Raw genomic sequence first — 20,240 nt, forward strand, 5'->3', positions numbered from 1 at the left:
AACACCATTCAACGAGCCTCAAAATCAATGCGCGGGTCTACCCATGTATAGGTTAAATCTGAAATAATGCCCAACACCAACCCCAGCAAAGTCATAATATAAAGAGAACTGAATACCACCGGATAATCACGTTGTATAGTTGATTCGAACCCCAGCAAACCAATCCCATTGAGCGAAAACATCACTTCAATCAACATCGATCCGGTGAAGAAAATACTGATGAACGCACTGGGAAAACCGGCAATGATAATCAACATTGCATTCCGAAAAACGTGCTGATACAGAATACTGCGCTCATCCAACCCTTTCGCCCGGGCCGTGACCACATACTGTTTATTAATCTCATCGAGAAACGAGTTTTTCGTCAGCATGGTCAAAGTCGCAAATCCACCGATCACCATCGCTAAAATCGGCAATGTCAGATGCCAGAAATAATCCCCAATCTGTTGATACCACGTCAATTGTTCAAAATTGTCGGAGACCAGGCCCCGCAATGGAAACCAGTCGAAATAGTTGCCACTGGCAAAAACAATAATCAGCAGAATCGCAAACAGGAAACCGGGAATCGCATAACCGATAATAATCATCGCACTCGACCAAATATCAAAGCGAGAACCATGGCGGATCGCTTTCATGATCCCGAGCGGAATCGAAACCAGATAGATAATTAAGGTACTCCACAAACCCAACGAGATGGAAACCGGCAAGCGTTCTTTGATCAGTGTAATAACATCGCCACCTTTGAACAGACTTTGACCAAAGTTGAACGTGGCGTAGTTTTTGAGCATTTCGACATATCGTTCCAGCAGCGGCTTATCAAAACCGAACTGGCGTCTGATCTCGGCAACCACTTCGGGATCGAGCCCTCTTGAGCCTTTATATCCTGAATGTCCGGCTTTTTCGTCTGAAAGGGATACATCATGACCACCACCACCGAGCCGCTCCATCACCCCGGAACCGAGCCCCTGCATTTGCGCAATCGCCTGCTCAACGGGCCCGCCGGGGGCTATTTGGATAATAAAAAAATTAATGGTGATGATTGCCCACAACGTTGGGATCACTAACAACAACCGACGTAATATATATGCAGCCATAATTCCCTCTAATGGCTTTTACCGCTTGCCAACGCCTGTTCTTTTGCTGCTGAAATCCACCAGCTATCCACACCGAGCGAATATTTCGGCATCACTTTCGGACGTTCAAACTTATCCCACATCGCAACATGATAGGTACTGGAATACCATTGAGGAATCATATAAAAATTCCACTGCAACACTCGATCAAATGCACGCCCCAGCGCGACCAGCTTTTGAGCGTCATGCTGATTCGCGGCAATCGCTTCGGTGAGCTGATCAACGGCCGGATCGGAGACCCCCGCCTGATTGTACGTTGAGTTGATGAAACCGGAATTCCAGACAATCATCAGATCCGATGAAGGATAAGCATTCGCGCTGAACCCTCTTGAAATCATATCAAAATCTCTGTCACGGAGGCGCTTGGTATATTGTGTGATATCCACGGTACGGATGTTCATGGTAATCCCCATCCGTTTTAAATTTTTCTGTAAAGGGATGGCAATACGTTCATCGGTCGGATTATAAATTAACAACTCAAATTTGAGTGGCTGGCCACTTTGTACATGAGTCATGACGCCGTCTTTAATCTGCCATCCTGCCGTTTTAAGCAGCTGAAAAGCCTGACGCATCTGCTTGCGAATTTGGCCGGAACCATCCGTCACCGGTGGTTGGTAGGCCTGAGTAAACACCCGGGGCGGAATCTGAGCTTTCAACGGGTTCAGAATCTTCAACTCCGCCTCAGATGGCAATCCTTTGGCTTCAAACTCGGTATTCTGAAAATAACTTCTTGTCCGCGTATATTGGTTATATAACATATGTTGATTCATCCACTGAAAATCCAGCGCATAAGTCAACGCTTCTCTGACACGCCGGTCTTGAAACACAGGCCGCGTGGTATTAAAGACAAATCCTTTTGCCGGTGCCGGTTTCTGATGCGGAATTTCTTCTTTAATAATATGACCATTATCGAAATTCACACCCGTATATGCGGTCACCCACTGCTTGGCATCGCTTTCCTGGCGAAAATCAAATTCACCGGATTTGAAAGCCTCCAGCATAACTGTATCATCCCGATAATAATCGTACTGAACCACTTTAAAGTTATTCCGCCCGACATTCACCGGTAAATCACGAGCCCAATAATCATCCACCAGCCCGTAAGTCACACTTTGCCCCATCTTGTAATCGATGATTTTGTAAGCACCACTGCCGACCGGCGGCGTCGCAAGCGGTTCGGCAAAGTTCTTATCTTTCCAGAAATGCGCGGGTAATATCGGAAGCGTTTCAGCAATACTGAACAACTTCTCCCGATTGGGTTGTGACATTTCAAACCGGACGGTTCGATCATTGAGGGCTTTTACTGATTTGACATCTTTATAATAAACGCGGAATTGAGGCACACCTTCAGCGTTCAATTTGTTAAAACTAAATGCGACATCATGAGCTGTAATCGGCATCCCGTCATGGAAACGCGCCTTCGGATTTAAGTCAGCCTCAAGCCAAAGATAATCATCAGAATAACGAATTTTGGTTGCAATCAACGGATAGTAGGTATCGATTTCATCATCGGGAGAAAACATTAAGCTATCGTATAGCTCTCCACTGGCAACCTCAGGAACACCCCGTGAGGCATAGCGATTAAAATTATCGAACGTCCCGATTTGACCATAAGTGACTTTGCCATATTTCGGGGCGTTCGGATTGACATAATCAAAATGCTTGAAGTTCTCCGGATATTTCGCCTGACCATATCCAACCAAACGGGTCGTTTCAATGACTTTGCCAAAACTGACCATACTGAATATCATCAAGCCACAACTCAATAAAGCCAGTCTTACTTTACCCATACGATTACTTTTCCTAAATCAATAATTCTTTTGCAGCCAACCGAAGCAGAAATGTTTCCCGCTCCAGATTCTCCCCATGATGGGATGGATCCATCAACGCCTGTTCATTATGCGCAATGGCTTGATGAATATCGAGCCAAACAGGACGACTGCCATTTTGGATCTCATAATCTTCCGGGGTTGGTTTTCTCAATTGATCATCGACTTTGCAGGCATAACAGTAAGATACCATATGTACAACCTGACCGGCTTCGGTACCTTTCGGCCGGAACTCTTCATAAATGCCTAAAGGTTGGATATTGTGCACATTACAGGCACCGGTCTCTTCTTGCAGCTCACGAACCATGCCGATAATCGGATCTTCACCTTTTCTTAACCCGCCTCCCGGTAGACTGTAGTCATCAAAACGGTCAGTATACAGCGCTAAAACTTCGTTTTGCTTATTCAGCACAATCGCTCGACTAGCCAAACGAACTTGTGTCTGAAAGTCCTTCTGGGCTTGCACCTCAGGATCGACTGATGTGGCCAGATGTCTCATAAAGGCGTCTCCTTGTCTGTCCTTGCTAATCAATTGCGAATACTGATGACCTGTGGTCATAGAAAACAATAAGTTAGCAAAAAATAAAATGCAACATTTTCAGTACCTCGAGTTCCATATCTCGAAGCAAGCCAGAACAAAATACCATGAATCAGGGATGATTACTGTTTGATCAGACATATTTTCTCAATTTGCACTGCAACCTATGAACAGTGAACAATTTATATAATATGTCTTTGATTAATAATATAAATCTGAAACTATTATCAATAAATAATAGGTGACTACTATGAAAAATCAACACTCGTCGTCATCAATTCATGCTCAACATGAACAATATGAGAAGACTAAAAAAGTATGGATTGATACTGGTATGTTAATACTGGGCGTCCTCGGTTCAAGTATATTAGCAATTGCCTGCCTCTGGTTGGATTATCTGTACGGTGACCGCTATATTGGTGAGACTTCAGTTACCGAGTATGTCCAACAGATTCTCTTGGGTATTGCTGTTGTCGCGTTTTATCGAATCAAGGCTGGTCACGAGACCTTGCGCCATGCGGCTATCCTGATCAGCGGCTTCTTTATGGTCTTATTCATCCGGGAACTCGACTTTTTGTTTGATTATATATGGCATGGTTTCTGGGTTTACCCGGCAGTTCTCGTTACGATCAGTGCCTTGGCTTATGCATGGAAAGGAAAAAATCAGGTACTCCATGAGATGGCTGAAATTCTCAGTGTCCCCAATATGCGCTTGTTAGTCTGTAGCGTGATCATCTTGATTTCGTTTTCCCGACTATTTGGGATGGGAAGCTTCTGGCATATGGTGATGCAAGGTGACTATATTCGTAATGTGAAAAACATTGTCGAGGAAGGCATCGAATTACTGTGTTATGCGCTAATCAGTTACTCGGCAGTCTCAACGCAACTCTTCATGAAAGTCCGTTACGCTGCGATGCAACAGCATAAACAAATCAATGTCAGTGAAAGTATTTATCGTTAGATAAATCATCAGATTCAAGCATGAGCATCGGGATGTTTCATCTCAAAAGTGGAGCATCCCGCAACTTTTCTCAGCAAGCCCACCCATTCAATTCACATTAATCAATTAACACAAATCAACTCACAGCAAGCGATTCACGGGACGAATACTCGGCATTTGAGGTTACGGTTAAAGTGTCATGCCGCCATATGGATATTTCTGCGGCAACAGGGTGTTCACCACGATATACTTTTCTTTCAATCACAATTGCCGGAGTTCCCGGAGCTGCATGAAGCATCACCGCAGTTTCCCCAGTCAGGCAACCGACAGTGACACTGTCACTAACATTAATCTTGTTACTAACACTGCTCTTGCTACTAACACTGCTCTTGCTACTAACACTGATTTTGTCACTAACACTAATATTGTGCAGTGCTTCCTGCCGCCGGAGCCATGCAAACAGCTCTTCCGGGGCATCAGAATTCATGGCTGTATGTTTCTCTGTATGAATCCAGTAACGGACCAGACAAACCGGACGCTTCTCCAAGTAGCGCAACATTTCTACTGCATAAACTTCAGCGAAAGGCCCCAGTTGCAGCCAGCCACTCACCTGCTTATTCGCCAGTGTATTTTTTGCCCGGATGACCGACAGACTTGCCTGACGCATCTGTTTTTCCGCCAAAACGAGAAAGTCTTCAGCCGTTGATAAGGGAAAGTCGATCCGTGCTGGCGCAATAAACCAGCCACGGCGATCTTCCCGGTAAATCAATCCTTCGGTTTCCAGCAACGACAAAGCTTCACGCAACGTCACCCGGGTGGTGGCGAATGTCTCTGCCAGTTGTCGCTCTGAAGGCAATTTCTGCCCGGCGGCCAACATGCCCTGTTCTATCTGTTCTGCAATGGTTTCTTTAATTTTAATATATTGCACGAATAACCAACTCAAAGTGACATTGTCACAACAACCAAACGAATACACCCAATTTAACGGGCTTTCTCTGCAGATACAATGGGATATTTTGCGTAGTACCGAGCAAATCATGTCCGGCAGTCTTCCGATAATGTTCAGGCAAAAATCACCGCTGATAATTCAGTTAAAGATTGAATTTCATAGTGACACACAACATTATCGGGAATCGGTTGCTGAGCACCATTCAGCCAGCACGTGGTAAAACCATATTGGTGGCCACCCTGTATATCTGCCAGTGGATTATCACCAACCATCAGCACGCGACTCTTTTCGGGATAACCGATCTGTTGATGCGTATAGGCAAAAATGGCCGGGTCCGGTTTGGCGACACCGACCTGTTCAGAAACCGTCACTTGAGCAAAGTAGTCGCTCAGGCCATGCTTTTCCAGACGGTGGGATTGTAAGTCGATAAAGCCATTGGTAATAATCCCGAGCTGAACCTGTCCGCGTAGCTGCTCCAGTAAAGCTCTGGCTCCGGGCAGTAATGTAGAGATTTCTGCCATTGCCTGAAAAAAGCTGAGATTCAAGGCTTCGGTCGTCAGCCCCAGCCGTGCTGCCCACATCGTAAAACGCTGATGTTTCAGTGTTGCCGCATCAACTTTTCCGTCTTGATAATCGCGCCACAACTGCTGATTTTGTGCTTGATACTGTTGGAAATCTTCAGGGGTAAAGTCCACACCAAGAGAGGAAAACATTTTCTTCAACCCAGTAAACGCATCAAAGTGAAATAAAGTCTCGTCCGCGTCAAATAAGATCCAGTCAAATTTCATAAATTATCCTTTTGTATCATACTGCTCACCTTCACCATGCATCTGCCGATCATGAGTGTACAATCAGTTTATACTGTTTTTAAATTTGCTATAATCCCTCACTAAAGAAACTAACTGTTTCCTGTAGGTTAACATCAATGATTAGCCCTAAATTTTCTTCATTACCGATTTTCGTTGCTGTTGTCGAATTGGGCAGCTTTTCTGCAGCGGCAAGCCAGCTCAATATTACCAAGTCAGCAGTCAGTAAACGTCTGACCCAGCTCGAAGAGATCCTTGGTGTGCGGTTATTTCATCGTACCACGCGAAAAATTCATCTGACCGAAGCCGGAGAACGGCTCTATTTTTATGCGTCTCAGTCTCTCTCCTATGCAAAACAGGGGTTGGATTCATTACTAGAACTTCAGGGAGAACCTCAGGGAAAGCTGAAAATAGCGACACCCATGTCGTTTGGCGTCCGCCATATTGCCCCTTATATCAGTGAATTTATGCAGCAGTATCCAAAGCTCGACATCGAGATAGAGCTTGAAGATCAAATGGTTGATCTGTTACAAGGCGGATTTGATCTCGCGATCAGAATTGGCCGTTTACCGGTATCAAATATGATTGCCAAACGCCTCACCGACTGTCAATCCGTATTGTGTGCTGCGCCCGAGTATGTCGCTCAGTTCGGAGTACCGGAACACCCTGCTGATCTCCGTCACCATAACTGCCTGCTCTATTCGTACTTTCGCGGCGGTCAGGCTTGGACATTCCACCAGCGGGACAAAGAATATAAAGTGGTTCCCAAAGGAAATTTAGTCATGAATAACAGCGAAGGGATTCGTCGGACAGCGTTGGACGGCCTAGGCATTGCACAACTTCCGACATTTATGATCGGTAAGGATTTAACCTCGGGGCTTCTGGTCCCGGTGATGTCTCGCTACCATTTGCCAAGTCATGCGGTTTACGCTGTCTATCCGGACAGGCAGTATCTGCCGCATAAAGTGCGTCTTTTTATTGACTTCATTCAAGCAAAATTCGGCATCGATACGCCATACTGGGATCAGGCATTATTGGAATCAAGTATTGAAACAGATTGAGCCGACCGTCTCAGCACGTTAAAAATCATGCTAGGCTTATACATAATTTATGACACAATTGAATAACAGAAAGGATTACAACATGAAAAAGATAGCTGTCATTTTAAGCGGTTGCGGCGTCTTCGACGGAGCGGAGATCCACGAAAGTGTTCTGGCACTGCTTGCTATCGAACGCCAAGGTGCAAGCTGGCATTGTTTTGCTCCCGATATTGAGCAACACCACGTCGTCAACCACAAAACCGGTGATGTCACTGAAGAAAAAAGAAATGTTCTGACAGAGTCTGCCCGCATCGCTCGTGGTCAGATTGCCGATCTCTCCACCATCAATCCCAGTGAATATGATGCCCTGCTATTACCGGGAGGATTCGGTGCCGCGAAAAATCTGACTGACTTTGCTATCAACGGTGCAGAATGCAGTATTAACACCCATGTTGCTTCTGCATGTCGTGCTTTCGCCCAATCAGGAAAACCCGCCGGCTATCTGTGCATTGCTCCCGCGATCATTCCAATGATTTACGAAGCAGGTGTCCGCGGCACCATTGGTCATGATGCCGATATGGCTGCTGCATTTCAGGCTCTGGGCGGTGAGCACATCGATTGTCCGGTTGACGACATTGTTTATGATGAACGCTACAACGTATTATCAACACCCGCCTATATGCAGGCCGGGAGTATTTCAGAAGCCGCCTCGGGTATCGATAAACTGGTCAAAAAACTCGTCGAACTGGCTTAAGTTTTTGAGGCCACACCGGTTATCAATTATCCGATAAGGCAACCGAAAAACGGTCGGCATCCCCGATCGTTTTTTGCTTTTGATGACCAAACCATGCTCCCTGTCTCCCGACACATATCGCACTTATCTGGTGCAAAGCCATCATACGATGATTCAGCAATGGGCAAGCATCTCCCCATTCGCGCGAATAACATTATCGCTCCGGCATAAATTCATTTTAATCTATTGAATTATAAATATTTTTATCCCTGTTATTTTTAACCGCACAATTGGAATGAATTTCGCTATCGTCCATTTGTGATCAGAGTCATTTGGTATTCAGAACAATCGAACGCGCCGTCTGGTAAGACACCGTTGCTCAGACTATTTTTGAACCATAACAATAACCAGTGATGAGGATGTTATGCCGACCCATTATCGATATCAGCTTGGGACACATCTCTACCAGTTTGCCAGTCTGGCTGAAGTCATGGCCAAAGCTTCACCACTCCGTTCGGGTGATCAATTGGCTGGTGTGGCCGCCCAATCGGCGGAAGAACGGGTGGTTGCCCAAATGGTACTGGCAGACCTGCCATTAAAAGTTTTTTTGAATGAAGCCCTGATCCCGTATGAACAAGATGAAATCACACGATTAATCATCGATGAACACGATGCCACAGCCTTCACGACAATTGCTCATCTGACTGTCGGTGATTTTCGTAACTGGCTACTGCAAGAGACAACCACCGCAGTTGAACTGGCCCGGATCCGAGCAGGCATAACCCCCGAAATGGCGGTTGCGGTCAGTAAAATCATGCGTAATCAGGATCTGATTCTGGTTGCCAAAAAATGTCACGTGATTACACAATTTCGCAACACCATCGGTCTGAGCGGCCATCTATCGACACGTTTGCAACCGAATCACCCTACCGACGATATGAACGGCATTGCCGCATCCATCTTCGATGGCTTGATGTACGGTAATGGTGATGCGGTTATTGGTATCAATCCGGCAACCGACAATGTCAAACAAGCCATGAAACTGATGCATTTAATGGATGATGTCATTCAGCATTATGAAATTCCCACCCAATCCTGTGTCCTGACACATGTCACGAATACGCTTGAGGCAATTGAACTAGGCGCACCGGTCGATTTGGTGTTCCAATCGATTGGGGGAACTGAATTGACCAACCAAGGCTTCGGCATCAACCTCAATCTACTCGCTGAAGCCCATGATGCAGCCCTGAGCCTCAAACGAGGCACGGTCGGCCACAATGTGATGTATTTTGAAACCGGTCAAGGGAGTGCGTTGTCCGCCAACGGGCATCATGGTATCGACCAACAGACCTGTGAAGCGCGCGCTTATGCGGTGGCAAGAAAGTTTGATCCACTGCTGGTCAATACTGTGGTTGGCTTTATCGGCCCTGAATATCTGTTCGACGGCAAGCAGATTACCCGTGCCGGTCTTGAGGATCATTTCTGTGGCAAACTGCTGGGGCTGCCGATGGGATGCGACATTTGCTATACCAATCATGCAGACGCAGATCAGAATGATATGGACAATCTGCTCACGCTGTTAGGCGTTGCCGAGTGTTCCTTCATCATGGGGATCCCCGGCTCTGACGATATCATGCTCAATTATCAGACCACCTCTTTTCATGATGCGTTATATGCCCGTCAGGTGCTCGGTCTACGGCCGGCACCTGAATTCGATGCATGGCTGAAAAAAATGCAGATCGCACCGTCCGATAACCATACCCAGTTGTGCGATACCTTACCCCCGTCATTTGCCCGGCCACTTCAGCTCATTCAGGAGGTTTCATGAATCCCCGCCACCTTTCGCGACATCCTTCAGACGATTCCGGAGAAGCCTATGTTCATCACGATCCCTGGGAGAAATTACGCCAGTTTACTCATGCCCGGATTGGAATTGGCCGTGCAGGGACCAGTATTCCAACCCAAGCATTACTCCAGTTTCAGTTATCTCACGCCCAAGCCATCGATGCGGTGCATGTCCCTTTAGACATCCCAACCTTATGTCACCAGTTTGAAGCGGATTCACTGTTCTCGCCCTACCTGCCCGCCTTTGAACTCCACAGTCAGGCACGGCACCGAATGGAATACCTACAACGTCCGGATTATGGGCGTTGTCTGAATGAGGCTTCTGTTTATCAGTTACAGCAATATCGGCAACCCGAAGCAGGATTTGATCTCGCGATTGTGGTTGCTGACGGTCTCTCCTCCTATGCAATCACCCATCACGCAGCACCATTCCTGACACATTTACTTGATCAATTACATCATGATCCGCACCATAACTGGCGTATCGCACCATTATGTATTGTTGAACAGGGGCGTGTGGCTGTCGGTGATGATGTCGGTGCAGCATTGAATGCCAAAGAAGTTCTGGTGCTGATTGGTGAACGCCCCGGACTCAGCTCTCCGGATAGCATGGGGCTTTATCTGACATGGCATCCACACCGGGGCACGGAAGATTCACTCCGTAACTGCATTTCAAATGTGAGACCGGAAGGGCTGGACTATCAACAAGCTGCCCACAAATGTTTCTACTTGCTTACAGAATCCCGGCGTCTGCATCAGACCGGTGTCGGACTCAAAGATCGCTCAGAAGATAACGCTCTGCAAGCCGGAACTGCACCAACATTCTGTCTGGTCGACACGCAAAAATAATCCACTTCATCAACGTTTCATCACCTTTCTGAGTGATCAGAAAGGTATGCCGTTCATTCATCCGGACATTTCCTTGATCAATGTATTCCCGTTCACATATTGACCATTCTATCACTCATCCGTGGCTTGCTTATTCATTTGATCACAGTTAATCTGTTCTGAAAATTATAAAATAAAACACCATTTCAAAATAAAATAAAGTAAGTTTCATTTTAACCAATAATAGAAGGAACCTCTGTATGAATCACCTGACAACGACAGGTTTGGGACTCACCTCCCTCCTCTGTCTTTCTTCTGCCATCGCAGCCCCACTCTATGACAGTAAGGTTGCATTGGATGGTTCTGCGGACTTTACTTCAATCCAGGAGGCCATTAACAGTGCTCCGGATGATGGAAGGCCGTATGTTATCTATGTCACCAATGGGATTTATCACGAAAAACTTAATGTCTCTCGTCCTAATATTATGCTCATCGGTGAAAATCGCGATCAGACGGTCATTACTGCCACAACCGCGAATGGCACATTGGATGAAAATGGTAATAAATATGGCACATCCGGCAGCCGCACCGTGTACATCAATGCCGCCAATTTCACCGCCCGTTCTCTGACCATCGAAAACGGATTTGATTTTCCGGCCAATCAGGCCAAAAGTGATGATGACCCGACGAAGATTAGTGGGACACAAGCCGTTGCGCTACTGGTTTCCACCAAAGCGGATCGTTCTCAGTTTAAAGATATCCGGCTGGTAAGCTATCAGGACACTGTCTATCTGCGCGCGCCACATACCTATATTGATAACTCGGTAATTACCGGCACCGTCGACTTTATCTTCGGTGAAGGCACGGCTCTGTTTGAAAACAGTCAGTTGATCGCCCGATATCGTGATGATGTGACGCCGGGCGACACCCAAGGTTATCTGACCGCTCCGAGCACGGACATCAACTCTCCTTTCGGCCTGGTATTTAAAGATTGTCAGTTATCCAAAGAAGCTGCGGTTCCGGCTGCGAGTTATGGTCTCGGACGTCCTTGGCATCCGACCCGGACATTCGAGGATGGTCGTTATGCCGATCCGAATGCAATCGGTCATACGGCCTTCATCAATTGTGATGTGGACGATCATATTTTTGGCTGGGATAAAATGAGCGGTAAAGACATCAATGGCGATGTCATCTGGTTCTACCCTGAAGACAGTCGCTTCTGGGAATATCAGAATACCGGAGCCGGCACAGCCGATGCTTCTGATACAGCGAGACGACAACTGAGTGATGCCGACGCTGCACTGTATACCCGCAGTCATATTTTGGACGGCTGGCAACCCGATGTCTCTCTTGCCCCACAAAGTATACTCAAGGGTCAGGTTATTCATACGCGGATGACTTTCCCTGCCAATGTACACCTGAAAGGCAGCAACGGTCAGACTACGACCACGTTGACCGATTCTGCCGGATATTACCAAGCATCAATTGCAGGTATGACGCCACCGATTCTGGTCGCGGTTGATGATCACAGTGGCTCTTCCTGTCTGCACAGAGACACCTACCAGTCAGTCTGTGCCAGCGCTTTGGTCAGTGACATCAATAACAATGGCACAACAATCGGCAACGTCAATCCATTCAGTGATCTGATCGTATCCGTACTTGCCGCACATGAAGGGATTAACGGTCCGGCATTGCTGAATGAAATGGATAAGCTACCGGCCTTTTCGGCAGCGGTACTACAACAAGCACAGCAAAATTTCACAACGGCCTTCCAGTCTGTTACCGAAGCATATGGCATTGATGCTCAACAGTCGTGGGATCCCGTCAGTTATTCGGATCTCTATGAGCCGATCATTCGTAAACTTGCCAGTCAGGTTATCCATAATCGCGGCTATGACACCAGTACAGGATTGACGGCCAAAACCTATCTGACCGATCTGGCATTTCATTCGATTCTTGCCGCAGATACGGTCGCAGGATACCAAGTTACCGGTGAACAGCTTGCCGACACCAAACAGCTGATCCAATCAGCTAAACGCCGGATCTTTCTTGTCGGCGATTCAACCGTCTCCAACTACGACAGTGAAGTTTATCCGCGCATGGGATGGGGGCAGGCATTTGCTGACATGGTATCCAATGGTCGTCAGTTACAGGTCGTCAATGCCGCTCGCTCAGGGCGAAGTTCAAAAGATTTCATCAATGCCCGCTGGCTCAGCCAGATCGAGCCACTTGTCCGGCCTCATGACTTCCTGCTGATTCAATTTGGACACAATGATGAGAAATGCAACGGTGCCAAAGCGGGACGAGGTGCTGTTGATGTGGCAAACTTATGTACCTATCCGAACGATGCCTGGGGCAATCCTCAGTATCCATTTCTGGCATGGAACGACTCCTTTCAGCACTCACTGGAAAGATACCTGAATTTTGCGCGTCGCCATCACATGCAACCGGTGTTGATTACCCCGGTTCCCCGTGCGAAAAGCATTCATGGCGGTAATGGCACACCAATCACGTCACAACAGCATATCACGACACAAAATGCGGATAACGGCTATCAATATGTCGGAAACTATACCCAAACCATTGAAGACACGGCACGTCTCAATCATGTACCGCTGATCGATCTACAGGCAATGGTGATTGATATGGTCAACCAGACCAGCGGTGACGAATGGAAAAATATTTGGCTTGCTGTTGATCCGGTACAATATCCATACTACGCCGATAAGACCGGTTCACTCGCAAAACCGGACACCACTCACTTTCAACAGCAAGGCGCACAACGAATTGCCCAACTGGTGATTCAGGCCATCCACCACAATCCATCACTGCATCACCTTGCGCAGCAACTCCCCCGTTCGTCGTATGACATTTTCTGATTCAGACACTTTCTGACTCAATTGTTTGACTAAAGTGTTGTATGACTAAAGTGTTTGCAACATCCATAAAAAAACCGAGTGTGAACCACTCGGTTTTCTCTTTGAATCTGTTCTCTTTCAATCTTCTCGTCTGAGTTTCTCGGTATGGATTAACCTAAGAGACCATGAAGAAATTCGGACCGGGTTGCCGGGTTCGACTTAAATAATCCACCCAGTGCGGTCGTCGTCGTTTCACTGGTTGCATCCATCACGCCACGGGCTTTAACACAATAGTGGGTCGCATCAATCGTCACCGCGACATCATCTGTTTCTAACAGCACTTGTAGCGCCACCAGGATCTGCTGGGTCATTCGTTCTTGCACCTGCGGACGCTGGGAAAAGAAACGAACAATCCGGTTAATTTTCGATAAACCGATAATTTTACCACGGGGAATGTAGGCAACCGCTGCTTTTCCGTCAATGGTGACCAAATGGTGTTCGCAGGTACTGGTCACGGTAATGTCTTTAACCCGAACCATCTCACTGACTTTCATTTTATTTTCAATCAGGGTGATCTTCGGAAAATTTTGATAATCCAGGCCGGAGAACACTTCATCCACATACATTTTGGCAATACGATGCGGTGTTTCTTCAAGGCTATCATCGGTTAAATCCAGTCCGAGCAAATTGAGAATTTCACGCATGTGATATTCTATTTTTTCTTTCTTCTCTTCTCGTCCAATCGAATTCAAACGCATCGGCGTTTCTAAACCACGATGTTCGAGTGCATTTTTGACCAGCAAAGCAGACTCGCTCAAACCTGACATGACAAAACCTCTCTTGATTCAACCCTTCCTCCGGATGGCTGACAAGGATACTCGGAATTTGTCATAATTACATCCACAATTTAAGGCAGGAAATCAGAACCGTCTCAACACATAATAATTGATGAATTCATCTGTAGAGCTGCCGCATTAAAAAGTGCAATTCATTGCATCAAAATATTCATGAAAGCACACTCGATATGAAACGATTCATGCTAAAGTAACCCCTCAAGATTATATAACGCGAATTAGGATAATAGATATGGGATGCTGTGATACCCAAGGACTTCTCCCGATTGAAGATGCGATTCAAACCATGCTGGCTGATGTTTCTCCGCTAAAAATCAGTCAAAAACTTCCTCTTGAAACAGCATTAGGTCATGTGCTCGCCGAAGATGTCCGCTCTCCGATTGATGTTCCCCCTTTTGATAATTCAGCCATGGACGGTTATGCAGTCCGGACTCAAGATCTCACCACAACAGACACGCTCCCGCTGGCGGGAAAAGCATTTGCCGGGCAGCCTTTTAGTGGCGAATGGCCGGAAAAAACCTGCATTCGAATCATGACTGGCGCTCCCGTCCCCACAGGTTGTGATGCCGTGATTATGCAGGAGAAAACCGAAGCAACCCCAGAAGGGATTCACTTCCTCACCTCTCAGGTGAAAGCGCAGGCAAATATTCGTCCTCAAGGTGATGACCTCAAACAGAATGAGGTTGTGCTCCCTGCCGGCAGCCGTCTGACCGTCCGGGATTTACCGCTACTGGCATCATTGGGGATTAGTCAGGTACTGGTATTGTGCAAACCTAAAGTTGCGATTTTCTCAACCGGGGACGAACTTAAACCGGTGGGTGAAACGCTCGACGCAGGACAGATCTACGACAGTAATCGTTATGCCATTCGCCCTATTCTCGAAAATTTCGGTTGTGATGTGATCGACTTAGGGATCATTCCCGATAATCAAACGCAACTCACTGAAACATTCCAACAAGCCCAGTCGCTTGCGGATGTTGTCATTACATCGGGCGGTGTGAGTGTCGGAGAAGCCGACTACACCAAAACCATTCTCGAATCGCTCGGTAAAATCAATTTCTGGAAAATCGCCATTAAGCCGGGTAAACCCTTTGCTTTCGGTAAACTGAATCATTCGCTATTTTGCGGGCTCCCCGGGAATCCGGTTTCTGCGGTGGTAACTTTATATGTTTTAGTTCAGCCGATGCTCGCCAAACTTGCGGGCCACACCCAGTGGCGGGCGCCAGCGCAAATACAAGCAGTCAGCAAGGTTTCATTTAAAAAATCCCCCGGCCGGACCGATTATCAACGCGGGATTTTCAGCGTCGAGAATGGGCAAATCGTCGTCGATAATGCGGGGAATCAAAGTTCCGGAGCATTCCGTGCAATGAGTACCGCCAACTGTTTCATCGTTCTCGAACAGCAACGTGGCTCAGTTGAAGCCGGTGAAACCGTCACCATCGAACCGTTTAATCCAGCGTTATATTAGAGAGAAACAAAATGACGACGCATGACGAGTTGCTCAGTGATGACGAGCATCTGCGCTACAACCGCCAGATTATCTTGAAACAGTTTGATTTTGAGGGACAAGAAGCGCTCAAACAGGGGCGGGTGCTGATCATTGGTGCCGGCGGTCTGGGGTGTGCAGCCAGTCAATATCTTGCCAGTGCTGGCGTTGGCAACATCACACTGGTCGATGATGATGTGGTGGAACTATCCAATCTCCAGCGACAAATTTTACATACCGAACAGGACATCGGGCGGCTAAAAGTCGATTCTGCGGCAGATTCGCTGCGCCAATTGAATCCTTATCTTCAGATTGAAACGATTGCCCGGCGGCTTGACGAACCTTCCCTATCGGCACTGATGCAGCATCACGATGCCGTACTGGACGCCAGTGACAATATTGCAACCCGTAATCAGCTCAATCAACTCTGTTTTCAAACGAAAACACCGCTCATCTCCGGTGCTGCAATCCGTATGGAAGGTTTCTTAAGTGTCTTCACTTATCAAGCCGGTGAACCTTGTTATCAATGTTTCAGCACATTATTTGGCAATCATGCCCCGACTTGTGTCGAAAATGGCGTACTCGCGCCAGTCGTCGGGGTGATTGGTGCGATGCAAGCACTGGAAACACTCAAAGTCTTGGCGAATTATGGTCAGCCGCTGCGAGGAAAAGTGCTGTTATTAGATGCGATGACGCTGTCATGGCAAGCAATGAAACTCCCCCAGCGAGAGAACTGCTCGGTCTGTTGCAGTACAGTTGATTGATACAATTTAAGTGACAATGTCACTATTTTATATGCGAATGCTCCCGGATGAAGCGATTACTGATCAAATAGAAGGAATATAAACTATGTCACCACTTGTCTCACCACAATGGCTATCGGAACATCTGTCAGACCCGAAACTGGTCATCTTAGATAGCAGTATTGCCTTTCAAATCCCCTCAGAAACTGAGAAAGATACCGTGCATAACATTCCCGGAGCACGGCGCTTTGATTACGATAAGGTATTTTGCGATCCGGATAATCACCTGCCACATATGATGCCGAGCGAGAGTCATTTCAATCAATGTGCCCGCCAAATCGGACTCAATCAGGACTCGCTGATCGTCGTCTACGATAACAGCGGAACAATGGCATCTCCCCGGGCGTGGTGGATGCTCAAGGCAATGGGACATGAACAAGTTTATATTCTCAACGGTGGCTTGGCCGAATGGAAACGCCAGGGTCATCCGCTTGCAACAAGCTTTCAGACGCCTTCAGAACCCGGTAATTTTTCCGGGACGCTCAATCCAGACTTTTTTGTCGATGCAGACTATGTACTCGGGCAAATCACACAGCAAGACAGTCTCACAATCGATGCCCGTTCACAGGCACGTTTTTCGGGTGCCGTTGCCGAACCCAGAGCTGGAATTCGTAGCGGCCATATTCCTCATGCGGTCTGTGTGCCGTTTACATCTCTCATTGACGGACACACGCTGAAATCGCCGGAAGCACTGCGCACTGTATTGCAAGAAACGCTGCCTCACAATGCCGAAGAGTACATTTTCAGTTGTGGCTCCGGTGTAACGGCCTGCATTGTTCTGCTGGCCGCTTATATCTGTGGTTATCAGAACCTGAAAGTCTATGATGGGTCATGGACGGAATGGGGAGCATCGCAGCATCCCATTGCAACAGATTAATCAAATCAAAGAAGCGCATCGGATGACCCGCCCCGTCACTGCGGGTGAACACGACACGGTCTTGTCACTTTTTTCCGTGTCGAAATCAGCTCCGTGTCGAAAACGGTCTGTATTGAAAACGATCTGTATTGAAATCAATCCTGTACCGAAATCGGTGTCACCAAAGAACGCTGAATGGGTGATGATGACAAACATCTTGGCTTCAAGCACGGTGCGATAGTGCCGCTTGAAGCACATCTCTGTCACAGCGCTCAGCCTGATTGAAAACTCATTTGCTCATCGAGGTTGAGAATGGTCAGCGCGTTAGAAACACTGGTCGCAATCACATCAATGGCACCGGTTCGCAAAGCCCCTAATAGCGCCAATGGTTTACTATTTTCTGCGGCGATGGCAATTACCTCAGCAATCGGTCTGAATTCTTCAATACTTAATCCAATGATTCGATCACTCATCACCGTTTTGGCTATCTGTCCATGAATATCGAAAAAGTCATATCCGGCAAAATCACCGACCACCCCCTGCTCCAGACGGGACTGGACCACTTCCTGCGGGGTAAACCAGCCTAAATCCACCATATAACTGTTCTCACTCATATCGCCAATCCCGACCAGTGCAACATCCGCTTTTCTGGCCAAGTCCAGCGTTTGCTTAATGGTGTCATTCTCCATAAATGCCAGTTTCTGCGCCCGGTTCACCGCATATGCCGGCGCATAGAGTGTCTCCGATGTGCCGCCATATTTTTTCGCCAGCTGGCGACAGATATGGTCTGCGTTAAACATACCGCCCCGCGGGTGAATCCCACCGATACTGCAAACAAATTTGACATCTTTGGGTGAAATCACCCCGACATGGTGGGCGACAGCAGAGACATTCCGCCCCTGACCCACGGCGATTACCTGACCATTTTTGAGCGAACTGGATAAATAATTTGATACCAACCCGGCAATTTGCTGACGTTGTTGAGCCTCGTTCGGCTGATCTAATGCAATGAGGGCACGCTTGATACCAAACCGCTCAATCAACCGCTGTTCAACTTTGGCACTGAATACCGGATGATATTTCACCGTAATTTCGACAATGCCCTCATCCCGGGCTTGCCTCAGCATCCGTCCGACTTTGGCTCTGGAGATCGCATATTTCTTGGATATCTCTTCCTGAGTTGCTCCATCCTGATAATAGGCAACCGAAATCTCTGTCAGTAGATCCGAATCCTCGACGGATATCTCTTGCAATCCCGTCATATATACCTCCAATACATCTGGCTAACAGCAGTGATGATTTACCCACTCAGAACAATTTAAGCGACGGCGATATCATCATGATCAATGTTTATCTATATATCAAATGCTCAACTGAAAAACAAATGCTCAGGAAGAGCGACCATGTTTTTAACTGAAATATGAGGCTCATTAGAGGAAACAGCAGTCAGAGAACAGGAAAAACTCACCGTATTTTCTGAATATCGGTACTACCCGGAAGAAATTTATGATAGCCGTTGACTTTCTCAATCGATCAGATAAATATGGACTCATCATTTACTCAACATTTGATCATATGTTCAGAGCAATGGTACAAATGTTGAAGATTTATCAAGCCAGCTCTTGAAACAGGCAGTCTCATAATGTCATGTTTATCTCTCAGCTGTGCTTTTGGCCTAAAAGAGGATGATCGGAATATGAGCAATCAACTAGAACAACTTCGCAAATATACCACTGTCGTTGCTGATACCGGCGAGATTGACGCCATCAAAAAATATCAGCCCCAAGATGCAACAACGAACCCATCGTTGATTCTAAAAGCCGCCCAGATTCCTGAGTATGCAGCATTTATCGATCAGGCAGTCGCTTATGCCAAGTCTAAAAGTGATGACAAAGCACAACAGCTTGAAGATACCAGCGACATGCTGGCCGTGACGATTGGTAAAGAGATCCTGAAAAGTATTCCCGGCCGAATCTCGACTGAAGTCGATGCACGCCTGTCTTACGATACTGAAAAGACCATTGAAAAAGCTCGCAAGCTCATCAGTCTGTATAACGATGCAGGGATCAGCAATGACCGCATTTTGATTAAAGTCGCTTCCACATGGGAAGGGATTCGTGCCGCTGAAGTGCTCGAAAAAGAGGGCATCAACTGTAACCTAACCTTGTTGTTCTCTTTTGCGCAAGCCCGAGCTTGTGCAGAAGCCGGTGCTTACCTGATTTCACCATTCGTCGGCCGTATCATGGATTGGTACAAAGCGAAAGAAGGCCGCGATTTTGCAGCGAATGAAGATCCGGGTGTTCTCTCTGTTACAAAGATCTACAACTACTACAAAGAACATGGTTATAACACTGTCGTGATGGGTGCCAGCTTCCGTAATACCGGTGAAATTCTCGAACTCGCCGGCTGTGACCGTCTGACCATCAGCCCTCAGTTACTCCAAACGCTGGAAGAGACCGAAAGCCAAGTCGATGTCAAACTCACACCGACGACTCGTATTCAGGAACGTCCGCAACCAATGACTCACGCTGAATTCCTGTGGGAACACAATCAGGATGCGATGGCGGTTGAGAAACTGGCTGAAGGGATTCGCAACTTCGCGATTGACCAAGGCAAACTGGAAGCGATGATCAGCAAACAGCTTTAAGATATTTGAGAGGACTGAACCAACAGTCCTCTTTCTATTTATACCGCTTTTAATCTTCATTTAATCTTGTTGGAAAAAATTATGAACCGTAAACA

Annotated in this window: 17 protein-coding genes; 10 read left to right on the forward strand and 7 right to left on the reverse strand. The window is 47.0% G+C overall.

All coding sequences use genetic code 11. The features are described from left to right. Positions 1–8: 8 nt before the first annotated feature. From AC55NX_RS16635 to AC55NX_RS16645, 3 genes are read right to left on the reverse strand one after another with little or no spacing between them, the layout of a single operon-like run. Positions 9–1,094 (reverse strand): microcin C ABC transporter permease YejB, encoded by a 1,086-nt coding sequence (locus AC55NX_RS16635; protein WP_496996748.1) that lies wholly within the window; start codon positions 1,092–1,094, stop codon positions 9–11. 8 nt (positions 1,095–1,102) lie between these two features. Continuing rightward, complete coding sequence (locus AC55NX_RS16640; RefSeq protein ID WP_496996765.1) at positions 1,103–2,884, reverse strand: extracellular solute-binding protein; 1,782 nt, start codon at positions 2,882–2,884, stop codon at positions 1,103–1,105. Between the two features lie 52 nt (positions 2,885–2,936). After that, positions 2,937–3,461: an NUDIX hydrolase gene (locus AC55NX_RS16645; protein WP_496996749.1), complete on the reverse strand. Its 525-nt coding sequence runs from the start codon at positions 3,459–3,461 to the stop codon at positions 2,937–2,939. Between the two features lie 289 nt (positions 3,462–3,750). On the opposite strand from AC55NX_RS16645, the gene AC55NX_RS16650 reads away from it, so the two are divergent. Further along, the gene (locus tag AC55NX_RS16650; RefSeq protein ID WP_496996750.1) at positions 3,751–4,461 is read left to right on the forward strand and encodes a hypothetical protein; all 711 of its coding nucleotides are present in this window, start codon (positions 3,751–3,753) and stop codon (positions 4,459–4,461) included. A 115-nt stretch (positions 4,462–4,576) separates the two neighbouring features. On the opposite strand, the gene AC55NX_RS16655 is transcribed toward AC55NX_RS16650, so the two are convergent. Next, the gene (locus AC55NX_RS16655; RefSeq protein WP_496996751.1) at positions 4,577–5,368 is read right to left on the reverse strand and encodes a GntR family transcriptional regulator; all 792 of its coding nucleotides are present in this window, start codon (positions 5,366–5,368) and stop codon (positions 4,577–4,579) included. Positions 5,369–5,502: 134 nt separating this feature from the next. Continuing rightward, positions 5,503–6,177 (reverse strand): pyrimidine 5'-nucleotidase, encoded by a 675-nt coding sequence (gene yjjG / locus AC55NX_RS16660; RefSeq protein ID WP_496996752.1) that lies wholly within the window; start codon positions 6,175–6,177, stop codon positions 5,503–5,505. 137 nt (positions 6,178–6,314) lie between these two features. On the opposite strand from yjjG, the gene AC55NX_RS16665 reads away from it, so the two are divergent. The 5 genes from AC55NX_RS16665 to AC55NX_RS16685 all read left to right on the forward strand — a co-directional run bounded on the left by AC55NX_RS16665 (position 6,315) and on the right by AC55NX_RS16685 (position 13,520). Beyond that, positions 6,315–7,256: a LysR family transcriptional regulator gene (locus AC55NX_RS16665; RefSeq protein ID WP_496996753.1), complete on the forward strand. Its 942-nt coding sequence runs from the start codon at positions 6,315–6,317 to the stop codon at positions 7,254–7,256. Positions 7,257–7,338: 82 nt separating this feature from the next. Further along, complete coding sequence (elbB, locus tag AC55NX_RS16670) at positions 7,339–7,989, forward strand: isoprenoid biosynthesis glyoxalase ElbB (protein WP_496996754.1); 651 nt, start codon at positions 7,339–7,341, stop codon at positions 7,987–7,989. A gap of 403 nt (positions 7,990–8,392) precedes the next feature. Further along, positions 8,393–9,796, forward strand: coding sequence for an ethanolamine ammonia-lyase subunit EutB (locus tag AC55NX_RS16675; protein WP_496996755.1), 1,404 nt, complete (start codon positions 8,393–8,395; stop codon positions 9,794–9,796). Further along, positions 9,793–10,662 carry an ethanolamine ammonia-lyase subunit EutC gene (gene eutC, locus AC55NX_RS16680; protein ID WP_496996756.1) on the forward strand — a complete coding sequence of 290 codons (870 nt, stop codon included), beginning with the start codon at positions 9,793–9,795 and terminating at the stop codon, positions 10,660–10,662. The genes AC55NX_RS16675 and eutC overlap by 4 nt, the downstream gene beginning before the upstream one ends. A 239-nt stretch (positions 10,663–10,901) precedes the next feature. Continuing rightward, positions 10,902–13,520, forward strand: a complete 2,619-nt coding sequence (locus AC55NX_RS16685) for a pectinesterase family protein (RefSeq protein WP_496996757.1) — start codon at positions 10,902–10,904, stop codon at positions 13,518–13,520. 149 nt (positions 13,521–13,669) lie between these two features. Here the strand turns inward: AC55NX_RS16685 and folE are convergent, their stop codons facing one another. Next, positions 13,670–14,326, reverse strand: a complete 657-nt coding sequence (folE, locus tag AC55NX_RS16690; protein ID WP_077337446.1) for a GTP cyclohydrolase I FolE — start codon at positions 14,324–14,326, stop codon at positions 13,670–13,672. 259 nt (positions 14,327–14,585) lie between these two features. Here folE and moeA point away from each other — a divergent pair, with 259 nt between their 5' ends. The 3 genes from moeA to AC55NX_RS16705 all read left to right on the forward strand — a co-directional run bounded on the left by moeA (position 14,586) and on the right by AC55NX_RS16705 (position 17,519). Beyond that, positions 14,586–15,821 (forward strand): molybdopterin molybdotransferase MoeA, encoded by a 1,236-nt coding sequence (gene moeA / locus AC55NX_RS16695; protein ID WP_496996758.1) that lies wholly within the window; start codon positions 14,586–14,588, stop codon positions 15,819–15,821. Positions 15,822–15,832: 11 nt separating this feature from the next. Next, positions 15,833–16,603 (forward strand): molybdopterin-synthase adenylyltransferase MoeB, encoded by a 771-nt coding sequence (gene moeB / locus AC55NX_RS16700; protein WP_496996759.1) that lies wholly within the window; start codon positions 15,833–15,835, stop codon positions 16,601–16,603. 85 nt (positions 16,604–16,688) lie between these two features. After that, on the forward strand, positions 16,689–17,519 hold the full coding sequence (locus AC55NX_RS16705) for a sulfurtransferase (protein ID WP_496996760.1): 831 nt from the start codon (positions 16,689–16,691) through the stop codon (positions 17,517–17,519). A gap of 251 nt (positions 17,520–17,770) precedes the next feature. Here the strand turns inward: AC55NX_RS16705 and AC55NX_RS16710 are convergent, their stop codons facing one another. Then, positions 17,771–18,760, reverse strand: coding sequence for a sugar-binding transcriptional regulator (locus AC55NX_RS16710; RefSeq protein ID WP_496996761.1), 990 nt, complete (start codon positions 18,758–18,760; stop codon positions 17,771–17,773). Positions 18,761–19,194: 434 nt separating this feature from the next. Between AC55NX_RS16710 and tal the strand changes: the two genes are divergently transcribed. Further along, a complete protein-coding gene (gene tal, locus AC55NX_RS16715; protein ID WP_496996762.1) occupies positions 19,195–20,145 on the forward strand; it encodes a transaldolase in 951 nt (316 codons plus the stop codon). The last annotated feature ends 95 nt before the right edge of the window (positions 20,146–20,240 follow it).

The sequence above is a fragment of the Vibrio rubrogenes genome, assembly GCF_059641415.1.